Annotated in this window: 11 protein-coding genes and 1 pseudogene; all 12 read left to right on the top strand. The window is 60.2% G+C overall.

Going from position 1 to position 13,235, the window contains the following annotated elements; all coding sequences use genetic code 11:
- Window positions 1-65: 65 nt before the first annotated feature.
- The 12 genes and pseudogenes from BUB53_RS19570 (at window position 66) to BUB53_RS19515 (ending at window position 12,852) form a co-directional block, all read left to right on the top strand.
- Complete coding sequence (locus BUB53_RS19570; protein WP_025042408.1) at window positions 66-659, top strand: hypothetical protein; 594 nt, start codon at window positions 66-68, stop codon at window positions 657-659.
- Entirely contained in the window at window positions 659-1,315 is a 657-nt protein-coding gene (locus tag BUB53_RS19565; RefSeq protein WP_073037322.1) for a DUF6927 domain-containing protein, read from the top strand. The genes BUB53_RS19570 and BUB53_RS19565 overlap by 1 nt, the downstream gene beginning before the upstream one ends.
- A gap of 104 nt (window positions 1,316-1,419) precedes the next feature.
- The gene (locus BUB53_RS19560) at window positions 1,420-1,719 is read left to right on the top strand and encodes a type II toxin-antitoxin system RelB/DinJ family antitoxin (protein WP_008327444.1); all 300 of its coding nucleotides are present in this window, start codon (window positions 1,420-1,422) and stop codon (window positions 1,717-1,719) included.
- Window positions 1,706-1,981, top strand: a complete 276-nt coding sequence (locus BUB53_RS19555) for a type II toxin-antitoxin system RelE/ParE family toxin (protein WP_040884151.1) — start codon at window positions 1,706-1,708, stop codon at window positions 1,979-1,981. The genes BUB53_RS19560 and BUB53_RS19555 overlap by 14 nt, the downstream gene beginning before the upstream one ends.
- Before the next feature lie 106 nt (window positions 1,982-2,087).
- The gene (locus BUB53_RS19550; protein ID WP_073037320.1) at window positions 2,088-6,350 is read left to right on the top strand and encodes a strawberry notch-like NTP hydrolase domain-containing protein; all 4,263 of its coding nucleotides are present in this window, start codon (window positions 2,088-2,090) and stop codon (window positions 6,348-6,350) included.
- 122 nt (window positions 6,351-6,472) lie between these two features.
- Window positions 6,473-6,859: a DUF6878 family protein gene (locus tag BUB53_RS19545; protein ID WP_073037318.1), complete on the top strand. Its 387-nt coding sequence runs from the start codon at window positions 6,473-6,475 to the stop codon at window positions 6,857-6,859.
- A 1-nt stretch (window position 6,860) separates the two neighbouring features.
- Window positions 6,861-7,322: a DUF6915 family protein gene (locus BUB53_RS19540; RefSeq protein ID WP_073037315.1), complete on the top strand. Its 462-nt coding sequence runs from the start codon at window positions 6,861-6,863 to the stop codon at window positions 7,320-7,322.
- Between the two features lie 100 nt (window positions 7,323-7,422).
- A pseudogene (locus BUB53_RS19535) lies at window positions 7,423-7,725 on the top strand (hypothetical protein).
- Window positions 7,726-7,850: 125 nt separating this feature from the next.
- A complete protein-coding gene (locus tag BUB53_RS19530; RefSeq protein ID WP_073037313.1) occupies window positions 7,851-8,579 on the top strand; it encodes a DUF736 family protein in 729 nt (242 codons plus the stop codon).
- A 156-nt stretch (window positions 8,580-8,735) separates the two neighbouring features.
- Entirely contained in the window at window positions 8,736-9,272 is a 537-nt protein-coding gene (locus BUB53_RS19525; protein WP_229709604.1) for a hypothetical protein, read from the top strand.
- 146 nt (window positions 9,273-9,418) lie between these two features.
- Window positions 9,419-10,000, top strand: coding sequence for a rhomboid family intramembrane serine protease (locus BUB53_RS19520; RefSeq protein WP_073037362.1), 582 nt, complete (start codon window positions 9,419-9,421; stop codon window positions 9,998-10,000).
- 398 nt (window positions 10,001-10,398) lie between these two features.
- Window positions 10,399-12,852: an AAA family ATPase gene (locus BUB53_RS19515; RefSeq protein ID WP_073037311.1), complete on the top strand. Its 2,454-nt coding sequence runs from the start codon at window positions 10,399-10,401 to the stop codon at window positions 12,850-12,852.
- The last annotated feature ends 383 nt before the right edge of the window (window positions 12,853-13,235 follow it).

Here is a 13,235-nt window from a genome sequence, read left to right as displayed (position 1 = left end):
TGACCCGCGCGGAGCATTCCGAGCGCGCGGGTCGACCCTTCCAAACCGAACAGAAAGACATCCCCATGGCTATTCTCAAGTTCTCTGCGTCCGCTGTCGCGGCGCAAATCGCACATGCGCGCGCCTGCAAAACCTTCCTGCCCAACTGGAACGGGCCCGTGGACAGGCCGGCCCTGATCCTCATCGTCGGCAATGGTGTGCATCTGCGTTCGAACGGCATCGATGGCACGACCACCCGTATCGTCACCACCGAACAGGCCGATCCCTCCTTCGCCTTCGCCGATGGCATGAACCCGTTTCGCGACACAGACTGGATGGCGCAGCGCCGCATGGCGTTTCGCGATCTGACTGGCCAGTTCTACACCGACATCCTAGATGACGTGCAGGTGCTCATCGACCGGGGGCGGGGGGCGATCCGGCTCGCCACCGATGGCCACAGCATCCGCGTCTTCGTGCGCCGGGCCTCGGACTATCTCATCGGTGGGACCTACGAGGTGCCCTCGGGCCTCGGCGGCACCTTCCGGGTCATCCTCAAGGATGCCTGCGACACCTTCGCGATCGTGCAGAACTGCGGCAATTGCGAGGATTTCGACGCCATGCAGCCCTACCGCGTGCCGCTCGATGCATTGATGGAAATCGATGACCGGAGGGCGGCATAATGGGATGGCTCTTCTACACCGATCGCCGCGTCCGGACCTACGCGGACGAGAAAGCGGAGATTGCCCGGCTCTGCACCTTTGAGGGCGACACGCGCAAAACCGAACTGGTCAAGGCCTGTAAGGTCGGCTCCACCTGGTATGCAGCGGCTAGGGTCACCAATCGGGACGGCACCCCTGTCGAGGACGCGACCTATGTCACCGATGCGGATGGCTCCATCACTTTCGGAGCTGTCTTCCTCACCCGATACGATGACGGCTGCTGGGGCTACAAGGACATGGAGGAAAGCGCTGGCCCGAACGAGTCGCGTGCTCCCCTTGGGCTGATCGAGCTCCTCTCCGACCTGAAAGATCCCGACAGCTACGCCCATGACTGGCGCCAGCGCTGCCGGGATTGGGCTGCGATCCCGGACTACCAGGAAGGCGACAAGATCAGGCTCGCCGCGCCCGTGACGCTCACCGATGGCAGCACCTGCCAGATCGTCACCGCGACGCACTACAGGCGGGGCCGGCAGAAACGCCGCTGCTACCGCATCGAGGAAACCGGCGGGCTCGTACGCCTATCGAAGGCCTCGCTTGCGGGCTCGGAGCTGCTCAGCTCCGCAAAAGGCGCGGCCAGTCCTGTGCTGGCGGAGTTCCTGGCGGGGCAGGGTGGCTGAGTTTCCCGCTGAGACAACACCACGGGACCACGCGCGCGCATACTGCCGACTTGAATTCGTATCTCAAATGAGATACATCACTCCCATCAACTGGAGGACCATCCATGCCTGCCCAAACATCCATGCTTCATGTCCGTGTTGACGATCAGCTGAAAGCACAGGCTTCGGACGCACTTGCGGGCGTCGGTCTGACGCTCTCCGACGCGGTGCGTATTCTTCTGACCCGCGTGGCCGCAGAAGGTGGCTTGCCTGCCGGATTGACTTCTGATCCGGATGCCTATGACGCCTGGTTCCGGGCGAAGGTACAGGAAGCGCTGGACGATCCTAGGCCCACAACGCCCCATGCCAAGGCGATGCAAGACGCCCAGGCATTGATTGACGGGAAGCGCCTTGCCAAATCTTGAATGGAAAGCCACGGCCATAGCCGACTTGCTGGCAATCATTGACTACATCTCTGACGACAACCCGGATGCCGCCCAAGTTCTCAAAGACGAGATTGAACACAAGACGTCCCTCCTTCCAGAACGCCCTCAGATGTACCGCGCGGGCCGTGTGGACGGGACTAGGGAGATGGTTGTTCGGCCAAACTACATCGTGGTTTATGTTGAAGGCCCTGAGATGGTGACCATTTTGCGCGTTCTTCATGCTGCGCAGCAGTGGCCATGATCGGGGTGCAGGCCCCCCGCTAAGAAATTGCCCGCTCTACGCCTTCAAAGTGTAGAGCGGGCTTTTTGTTCTTTGGAACTCAGACCCTGATCCAAAGGAAACCCACATGTCCAAGCCCCGCTCAACGCTCCCCAATCCTGTTGAATCCGACGCTAACCTCGCCTCTGCCCTCGCGCAGATCGGCGCGGAGGTCGACAACCAACCCCTGCGCAGTTCAGCGCTCGCGCGTATCATGCGCGAGACGTTCCATGGCAGCGATGCCGGCGGTGCCTGGGACTGGCGCATGGCATATGACCTGATGCAGGCCGCGGCTGTTCAGGTGCTGCTGCGTGGGGAAGGTGCTTCAGGTGACATCGCCGCTGCAAGGCTGCTTGCCTCGCGGCTCCTGACGGAAACCCGCCGCTCCGAGCAGCAGATCCGGCTGCAGCAGTTTTCCACGCCGCTGCCATTCGCGGCGCTGGTCTTGCGGGCGGCATCCATTCGCAAGGGCGAGACCGTGCTGGAGCCCTCGGCTGGCACCGGTGCCCTGGCTGCTTTCGCTACCCGGGCTGGTGCCACGCTTGTGCTCAACGAGATCGACCCCTTTCGCCAGAGCCTTTTGCGCGCGGTCTTTGGCGGCGATGTGACGGGCCATAACGGTGAGCATATCGATGATCTGCTGCAGACCCCGGTTCTACCCGACGTCGTGGTGATGAACCCGCCCTTTGCCGCCTCGGTCGATCGCTCCCGAGACAAGCACATCGCCGCCAAGCATCTCATCGCGGCTGCCAAGCGCCTGGCACCCGGCGGGCGGCTGGTGGCTGTCATGCCGCAGGGGTTCACGCCCGAACGCGATGCCGCGCATTGGTCCCGCGCCTGCGGTCTCCTGACGCCGCGCTTGGCGTTGACGATGCCGGGGCAGGTCTACCGCAAGCTCGGCACCTCTGTCGAAACCCAGCTCATGATCTTCGACAAGATGCAGGAGGATGGCGAGATGATCCGCGCAAATGTCCGGGATCTGGATGAAGCCTTGGCATATGTCGACGCCGTGGCCGCGACCCGGACCGAGATGCGCCCCGTCCAACGGGTTGAAGCGATCCCTCACGAGCGGCCGACCGCTCGATCTTCTGCCCCGCGCAAGACCGCTGCTGCGCCTGTGGCCGCCTCCAAATCTCGGGCCAATGCCGTCCGTCCGCTCAGCTGCACGAGCCTTCAGACCCCGCGCGACAACACGCCGATCTCGGACATCTATGCGCGCTATCGCCCACAGCGGATCGAGATCGTGGGTGCGCAGGAACATCCCACGCCGCTGGTCGAGAGCATCGCCATGGCCTCGGTTGCCCCGCCCATGCCCTCAAACACGGGCAGTGATGACTTGCGCTTGCCCGCACGGTTGATCGAGGAGGGACATCTCTCCGAGGCGCAGCTCGAGACCATCATCATGGCGCATGATGCCCATGGGCGTGATCTGCCCGGTCGGTTTACCATCGATGACGACCAGACCAAGCTGACGCGCGCCGATGATGACCCGGATGCACGTGCCTATCGCCTTGGCTATTTCCTCGGCGACGGCACCGGTTGCGGCAAGGGCCGCGAATGCGCAGGGCTCATTCTCGTGAACTGGCTTTCCGGGCGCAGGAAGGCGATCTGGGTCTCCAAATCCGCCACGCTCATCGAGGACGCCATCCGCGACTGGACCGATCTCGGCGGCTCGCCAGCCGACATCCAGCCGCTCTCCAAATGGAAACCGGACCAGCCCGTCCCGATGGGCGACGGCATCCTCTTTGTCACCTACGCCACGCTGCGGTCCGCGGGCAAATGCGGCACCACGCGACTGAGCCAGATCCTCGACTGGATGGGCGAGGGGTTCGACGGCGTGCTGGCTTTTGATGAGGCCCATGCCATGCAGAATGCGGCGGGGTCCGAGCAGGGCAGGGGGGTCAAACCCTCCCAGCAGGGCCTTGCTGGCCTGCGGTTGCAACTGGCAGCACCCCGCGCCCGCGTCTTCTACATCTCGGCCACGGGTGCCACGAGCGTGCACAACCTCGCCTATGCCGCGCGGCTTGGGCTCTGGGGGCAGGGCCCCGAATACCCCTTCCCAAGCCGCGAGAGCTTTGTGTCGGCGATGGAAGCTGGCGGTGTCGCCGCCATGGAGGTGGTTGCGCGCGATCTAAAGACGCTCGGGCTCTACACGGCCCGCGCCCTCAGCTTTGATGGGGTGGAGTATGACGTGCTCGAACACGCGCTCACCCCGGCCCAGATCGAGGTCTACGACGCCTATGCGGGCGCGTTTCGTACGATCCACCACAATCTCGAAGCGGCACTGACCGCCACCGGCGTCAACGGCGCCTCTGGCGAGACCAATGCCTCGGCCGCACGCGCCTCTGCCAAATCTCGCTTCGAGAGCACGAAGCAGCGCTTCTTCAATCATCTGCTGATGGGCATGAAGGCCCTGACCATCATCCGCTCCATCGCGGATGACCTCGCGGCGGGCAACGCTTGCGTCATCCAGGTGGTTTCGACCGGCGAGAGCCTGCTGAAGCGTCGGCTTGAGACGATGGACACGGAGGACGAGCTGGTCGAGGGCGCGCTAACGCCGCGCGACTACGTCCTGGGATACCTCGAACAGGCCTTCCCGATCCATGCGCAAAAGCTGGTCGAGATTGACGGCAATATGGTGGCGGAACCTTTGCGGGATGAGACCGGGACGCTCGTTGTCTCGCGCGAGGCGCTCGCGCTGCGCGATGCGGCCATGATGGAGTTGATGACGCTGGCGCCGATCCCCTCGGCGCTCGACCAGATCCTCTGGGCCTTTGGCGACGAGGCCGTCGCAGAGGTCACGGGCCGGTCCATCCGCCCTTTGAAGGCCGAGGATGGTCATCTCTTCATCGAAAAGCGCAGCGCCAGCAGCAATTCCTCCGAGACCCAAGCCTTCATGGACGGCGAGAAGGATATCCTGATCTTCTCCGATGCAGGCGGTACGGGCCGGTCCTATCACGCGGCGCAAACGGCGAAGAACCAGAAACGGCGCCGGCACTACCTGTTGGAGCCCGGCTGGCGCGCGGATGCGGCCATTCAGGGGCTGGGCCGCACGCATCGCTCGGCCCAGGTCAGCGCGCCGTTCTTCCGGGTCTGCACCTCCGATGTGCATGGCGAGAAACGCTTCACGTCGACTATAGCCAAACGCCTCGACCAGCTGGGGGCCTTGACGAAGGGCCAGCGCGAGACCGGCTCGCAGGGCATGTTCCGCGAGGAGGACAATCTCGAAAGCCCAATCGCACGGGCGGCGCTGCGCGGGTATTTCGCCGATCTTGCCGCCGGGCGCGCAGAGGCGATGAGCTATGAGAGCTTCACCGACTGGACGGCCCTGCGGCTGATCGACAAGGACGGGGTGCTCCTTGAGGAGCTTCCCCCGATCCAGCGGTTTCTCAACCGGGTGCTTGCACTTCCCATCCACATGCAGAACGCACTCTTTGCCGAGTTCATGCGCCGGATCGCTGATCAGACCGAACGGGCGCGCGCGGCGGGCACGCTCGATCTCGGCGTCGAAACCCTACGCGGCGACAAGATAGAACAGGTCTCCACGGAAGATCTCTGGACCTGCCCGAAATCCGGCGCCGTGACGCGGATCATCGGGCTTGAGGTGACCGACCCAGTGCATGTCCTGGGCGCCAAAGAGGCCATGTCGCGCAATCCCGACAAGCTGCCGATGGTGAATCGCGCCTCCGGTCGCGCGGCGCTCATCTCGGCGCGGCCCATGCAGATGTATGACGAGGACATTGTCACGCTGATGCGCAAGGCGGTGCGGCCAAACGGGTCGAGCTATCTCGAAGAGGCACGGTTTGAGTCCTCGGCTTGGGAAGAGATCGGCAAGCCTGAGTTTGCACGGCTGTGGGATGCCGAGGCTGCGTCCCTGCCAAAAACCACCACGACCAAGCTCTACCTTTTGACCGGGCTGCTGTTGCCGATCTGGAAGGACATTCCGACCACCAATGAGCGCATCTACCGGGTCACGCCCGACGGGGCGACCGCGATGATCGGGCGGACGCTGAGCGAGCAAGGCGCGGCAGCGCTGCGCGCCCGCTTCCTCGTCTCCAACCCGCAAACGCCGGAGGATATGCTGACCGCCGCCCTTGGCACCACCGCGCCTGTCGATCTGGGCCGGGGTCTGACCCTGACCCGTCGCCGGGTCGCAGGCGAGATGCGCCTTGAGCTGGGCGGTGCGGACAAGGGCATGATCGAAGGCCTCAAGGCCATGGGGTGTTTCACCGAGATCATTGCCTTCCAGCTGCGGGTGTTCCTGCCGCATGGGGACGGGATCGACACGGGAAGCATTCTGGCCCGGATCGTGGGGCAGCGAGCCGCTAGAGCGGCAGAACAAGCCGCCTGAAAAGTCAAAGCGAGCTTCCGGTCGGGCGGCGTGGATCGGGATTTGGCCGATCTGCGCTTTCCGGGCGCGCACTGACCAATGCCAGGCCCGGCCCCCCCAAGTTCAGACAAGAGGACAGACCCATGACCAATCCCCAGATCGACTATGCCGCAATGGCGGCTCAGTGGCGTGCAGAGCGCGAAACCACCTTGAAGGCATCCCGAACGGAGCTGCTCGCGCAACTACGTGCGCTAGGCATCAGCGAGGTCACTGCCGAATACGAAGGCTATGGCGACTCCGGCAATGTCGAGGATGTGACGGTGCAGCCTGCAGAGATCCAACTGCCGGAGCCGCTTGCCACAGAGGTTGGCGACTTCGCCTGGTCGCTCGCCTATCACCATCACCCGGGGTTCGAGAACAACGAGGGCGGCTATGGCACGCTGACCTGGGACATCACCGCCGACAGTGTCACCTTGGATCATGCCGACCGCTATGTCGAATGCTCGCACAGCTATGACGAGGGGCTGTGAGATGGCCCATCCGCTTCATCATGCCGAAAGCTCTGCCCGGAAATTCGGCGGGGTGCCGTCTGACTATCAGTCCATACATGACTGGTTCGATGCCTCGAAAGAGCACCTCGCGCTCTTCACGCACAGAGCTTTGCGCCATCACGCCCTTGGCCTGTTTGAAGCCGAACGTGTCTTCGGCCTGACCCTGACCAATAGCGCGGGTCGAGAAATCCCCGTGCGCTGGATCGGCGAGCAGCATGTCCGCGAAGACTGTCAGGGCCGTATCCCGAGCATGGCGGACTGGCTGCGACGGATACAGCCTGAGCCATGGATGGCCAATGGCCACATCTACCGGCATTCCGGCGATGAGCCCTGCGGCGACCCAAGGGTTGCCTGGGCCTCCGAGGTCGCAGCCGGAAGAACGGTTCTTGGCCTGAAGGATTGGATGGCGGCGCGCGCGATGCAAGCGGCGCAAAGTGCCTGACAGGACCCAGCTTTTTGCCAAACGAATACTGCATGGAAGCCCGGTTGGAAGATCGGGCTTCTTGCGTCGTTTCCCCACCATTCTTCTTGAGGAGGATCGCATGACACTCGAAGACATCAAGGCGGCCGTCGATGCCGGCCAGACCGTGCATTGGGCCAATACCGGCTACGTTGTCCACAAGGACCGGCTCGGTCAGTACCTCATCACCTATGTGCCGAATGGTAGCTGCATCGGTCTGACCGACCGGGAAGGGCAACGGTTGAACGGAAAAGAGGCGGAGTTCTTCATCGCGTGATCGGAGGACAGCGCGGAAAATCAGGGCAGCCAATCAAGACCAGACGGGCAGGGCAGGGGCGTAGCACAAGGAGGCGCGGGGGCATTCCCACTCGGACAGCAGCTCTGACCCGTGGGCGGGGCTGAAAGGGAAAGCAGGCTTTCTGATTTGTGATCCCTCAAGGGGTCGAGAAAGCAAACCCGGATGCGCTGGCAAGGACGTCAGACACCGGCCAATCCAAAAGGAACCATCCCATGTTCGCAGGAACCCTCACCCGCAATGTCGAGACCGCAGCCGCTCAGTACACCGGCATGATCCACTCGACGCGCTTTGACATCGCCATCCAGTTGGAGGCGCGGGCCAAGATGTCCGAACGCAGCCCGGATTTTGACGTGACGGCGGTTAACAAATCAGGCCGCAAGGTGCGCATCGGCACGGCCTGGAACGAGACCGGCAACACCAGCGGCAACCCCTACATCTCGATGCAGATCGATGTCGGCCTCGGCCCGTTCCGGGTCAACGCGGTGCAGACGAAAGAGGCGCGTGCGGCCCAAAGCGGCGCGTTCGAGATCATCCCACTGGTCTCGAACGGCCTGATGAAATCCGGCTCGATCTCGGGCGAGCTCACCGCCATGGACGCCGACAACGCCTTCACCGGCTACATCGCCAACATGATGTTCGATCTGGAGTTCATGCTGATCGAAAACAGCTACAAATCCGAGGAGACCCACCCCGATTACCGCATCGAGGTCAGCTCGCCCCGGGGCACACCGATCCGCGTCGGCTCGGCCTGGATGGCCAAAAGCAGCCGCACGGGCAATGACTACCTGTCGCTGCTGATCAACACGCCCGATGGCGACCTGCGCGTCAACGCCGTGCAGAACGAAGAGCAGCGCGGCGGGCAGACCTTCTCGATCATCCCGTTCATCGACAGCGGTGAGCAGCCGCAGGATGCAGGCACGGGGCTGTCCTTGGTCGCCTAATCGGCGCGCGAGGGGGAGACGATCTGAACCGAAAGGGGAGCCGTGGGACCACGGTTCCCCTTTTTCCATGTCCGTTTACGTGGAGGACGCCACCCGCTTGCGATCAGGTGTAAATGTGATGCATAAATATATTATCGCAACATCGAGGGCGGGCGCATGGCGGCTAGATCAGGGACGGTTCCATGGTTCGAGAGCTTTGATGTTGAGGCAGAGGTTGAAGATCTCCTCGCCCATATCGAGCGCTGCACCGGATTCGCGCTACCCGCCCGAAAGCGTGAAGTCATCATGACCCATGCAAGGGCAAAGCTCGACAGGACAAGGCAGGCATATCTGGAGGCCAAGGCGGTGGGAAAGCCGGTGTCCACATCGCGGCGTGCGTATCTGACCGACCTGCAGGACACGATCTTCATGGCGATCCCGGAGGAGAACCTTGCGCTGATGCCGCTAAGCGAGCAGGTCCTGAACGACCCTTCATTTTACGCGGACGCCATGCACAGTGCCGCTGCGATCAGCAAGGATGAGCTTTTCATGGCGCTGTCCTCTTCGCTGAAAGACATAACAGTCCAAGACGCCCGCGCGTTCGTCTCGAAGCTTTGGCACGGCACGATTGACGACAATGCCCACAAATACGCCGAAGCCCTGAAGCGCCCCGAGCGTGAAATCATGCCCCTACGGCCTGAGAACTCACTGTAGAATGGACGGTGCTATCTTGGGTTGGGCTTTGGTCACGTTGGCCGCCCTGACCTCCGGTCCCGCAGCCGCATCCCCGGTAGCGCGCGAAAGCCGTTGAAGGCATTGCCGAGTTGTCTACTGTCGTCGCCATGACGAACAAGTATCACATGCGCGCTTTCTTGGGGCGCACCGCGGCGCTTTTCGCCTTTATTGCTCTGCTCTGGGCAGTGCAGGTCGTCAACTGGATCACCGGCTACGGCCTGAACCCGACGTTCGGGCTGATCCCCCGATATCTCGGCGGGTTAGATGGCGTCATCGCCATGCCCCTCCTGCATGGAAGTTTCGCGCACCTGATGGCCAATACGCCGCCGCTCCTGGTGATGGGTGGGCTGCTGGTGGCCACGACCACGAGGGCCTTGCTGCCGGTGAACGCAGTGGTGATCGGCCTCGGCGGCGGACTCGTCTGGCTGTTCGGAAGCTCCGCCATCCATATCGGTGCGTCAGGGTTGGTCTTCGGCTGGTTTGGCTTCCTCGTCGCGCGCGGCTTCGTGGATCGCTCATTGATCACGTTGGGCGCGGCACTGGTGGTCGGTGTCCTCTATGGCTCAATTCTCTGGGGCGTTCTTCCGGGCCAACCCGGCGTCTCGTGGGAGGCGCATCTCTTCAGCGCCATCGCGGGCGCGGCAGCTGCGTTCCTAATCCGGACGCATGTCCATGTGCCGCGCCTCGGCGGTGTCGATCTGGACTGAAGCCGTACGCCCGACGTGGTCGACCCGGTGCTGTCATTCGTAAACGCCGAGATGCTGCAGTGCAGTTTCCTCAAAGCGGCCATTGCATATGTCCCAGCTCCTAACCCCCAAAAATCGGCGCTGGTTGAACCTTCGGCAGTAATCCCTCACCTTCCTGCAAGAGACCTCTTTCCGCAGGGCGGTGCTCAGCCTAAAGTGTAACCAGTTATTTAGATATGGTGCAAAATGGCGTCGCTTCAGGATTCAGTCGCAAACAAATTCCTCGAGACACTTTCGAATAATGAAAATTTTGATGCATCCAAAACACAAAAGCTTGAAGCGCTCTTGAAAGAAGGTCGAAAAATTAAGGCCGACGATCTAGCCGAGATTTTCACTCTTCCAGACGGAGGGGAAGTTCTGTGATCAAGATCATTTCAGCGCACATCGAGGAATTTCGTGGAATTCGTAAGTTGGACATCAACTTGGCTGAGAAGACCTTCGCGATATCCGGTCCGAACGGCTCGGGAAAAAGTGGGGTCATTGACGCCATCGAATTTGCACTAACTGGTCAAATTGGCAGATTGACCGGAACCGGAACCAAAGGGCTCTCACTAGCAGATCATGGTCCACATGTAGACCACATCAAATTCCCAGATGCTGCATTTGTAGAGCTGGAGGTATCCTTCCCGACGCTTGGCAAAAAAGCCAAGCTCACTCGCAAAGTCTCTGCCCCCAAGAAGCCAAGTATCGAACCGAACGATCCGGACATCGTGGAGATTCTGGACGAAGTTTCTCAGCATCCCGAAATCACTTTGGCGAGAAGAGAAATTCTGAAATTCATCTTGGTCGAACCAACGAAGCGATCTGCACAGATTCAAGAGATTCTAAAGATCGATGAGTTGGGTCAGACCCGTTCGGCACTGAACACAGCATACGGCAAGCTCAACCGGGCAGCGATTGCGGCGGAAAAGAATACGCGGGACAAAAGAAATACACTCTTGCAGCACCTAGGCATCACGTCGTTGTCTGCAGCTGAGATGCTCAAAGCCGTCAATGCAAAGCGCCAGCTGCTAGGACTAGAAATCCACGACACCATAACAGCTGATACAATCATCGACAAAGGCTTGGCAGAGCCTGCTGGTGAACAATCGCTCAATAAATCCGCAGCACTGATCGAACTGGACAAGCTTAACAAAAAGCTCGTCGAGCTTGGACAATCTCCGTCGCCGGATGCAGAAGCTCTTGTCGATCAGATAGAGCAACTTGAAAACGACGCACAGCTCCTTGTTTCGTTGCAACAACGCGATTTGGTGGAAAGTGGATTAAAGCTGGTGGACGGCCCGTCATGTCCGATGTGCGATCATGAATGGCCGGATGAAGCACATCTTCTTTCGCATTTACACGCCAAGCAGCGGAAATCGCAAGCGGCAGGAGAGCTCAAGCAAAAGCTCGTTGAACATGCATCATCGCTTTCGAATGAAGTGGGGAACTTGAAGGCGCTGCTGCTCGAAACTCACCGTATTGCCAAGATTGAGAGCGCAGTTGAAATGCTGTCCAGCGTCGTCGCATGGGGCAAAGACTTGGCGTTTTTTCAGGAACAACTAAAGTCTTTCGCAACAATCTTGGAGTTGAAGGATCGCTTGGCCAATGGATGGCCAGCCATACCTGAAGGCTTTCGGGCCAAACTGGCGGACTTTGTGAGCGCTATTCGTGCGAAGCCTGATCAATCAGCTTCGTTGGCCGCACAGAGCTATCTGATCAATGCTGAACAGCGGTTCAAGGACTACAAAGCAGCACGTCTTACCGAGACAGCTTCCCAAAAGGCACGAGACGCCAGCAAAGTCGCATATGACGCTTGGTGCGCAGCGATGGAGTCGGAACTTGACGAGCTTTACGAGGCCGTCGAAGATGATTTCAGCAAGTTTTATCGGCTTTTAAATGACGGCGATGAGCAAAAATTTGTCGCGCGCTTTAAAGCAACTGAAGGGCGTCTCGATTTTGATGTGAATTTCTACGAGCGGGGACTTTTCCCACCAGGTGCTTTTCATAGCGAAGGTCATCAAGATGGCATGGGTGTATGCCTATACCTAGCATTGATGAAGCGGCTATTGGGTGACCGTTTTACCGTTGCGCTGCTCGATGATGTTGTGATGTCTGTCGATGCAGACCATCGCTACCAATTTTGCAAACTTTTGATGGCAGAATTCCCAAACACGCAGTTCGTAATTGCCACCCATGACAAAGTTTGGGCAGAGCAGATGCGTTCGGCAAATCTAGTTACCCGAAAAACATCTATGGCTTTTGATAGTTGGTCTGTGGACACTGGTCCGTTGGTAGAATCAAATCCAGAGATTTGGGCGGAAATTGATGCAGCTTTGACTAAGGGTAAGGTCGAAGTTGCGGCTCCGATTTTGCGGCGTCACATGGAGTTTGTAGCGCGACTACTTGCGGATCAACTGGGGGCGCAAACGGTCTTCAGAGCGGATAACAGCTACGATCTAGGGGGGCTATTACCGAGCGCCTTTTCTAGATTGTCAGATCTCCTAGGAAAAGCCGTCGACTCGGCGCAATCCTGGGGCAACGAGGACCAAAAGTCCAAAGCGCAGGCTCGCAGGCAACGTCTCAAGGAAGCCAATACTCACAAGGGCGAAGAAGACTGGACCGTCAATAAGGCCGTACATTTCAACGAGTGGGCCAATTTTAGTCCCAACGACTTTATGCCTATTGTTAAAGCGTTTAAGGATTTGCTGGCATGCGCACAATGCGATGACTGTGGATCATGGCTGTACATTACTCCCAAAGGCACTTCTCCCGAAGGACTTCGGTGTTCATGTAATTCTGTGAACCTAAACCTTAAGAAAAAGCCTAAGTAGCCGCATTTGGGACTTTTATCTCGTTAGCGCGGTGAAGCGAGGTCTGCTTAAGAGGACACTACCAAATCATCTGGCACTTGGAGCGAAAGCCCGCGTTCCGCCCATCACGTCGAATGCTGGAGTAGATACTTTGTATAACTGGCGGCGTGGTCGCCTGCACGTCAACCTTGGCATAAGCCTTGCGGCCTCCCCAGCTCGGCTTCGCGTGTCGCAGGGGAGAACGGCCCTTCGGTCCGTCGCGCATTCGGCCATGCGGCCTCACCGCGGCGTCGCGCCTGGCATCCCGGTTTGCCCGCCTCGCGAGCACGTCCCTCCCCGGCCGCTCCGCCGGATTGCGCTCTGGTCTGTTTTGGCCCGAGGCCAAAACGATCCCGCCGCTCCAT

The sequence above is a fragment of the Roseovarius pacificus genome, from assembly GCF_900142665.1.
GTDB classification, from domain to species: Bacteria; Pseudomonadota; Alphaproteobacteria; order Rhodobacterales; family Rhodobacteraceae; genus Roseovarius; species Roseovarius pacificus.
The sequence above is the reverse complement of the archived record's forward strand: the minus strand, read 5'-3'. Positions and strand labels throughout refer to the sequence as shown.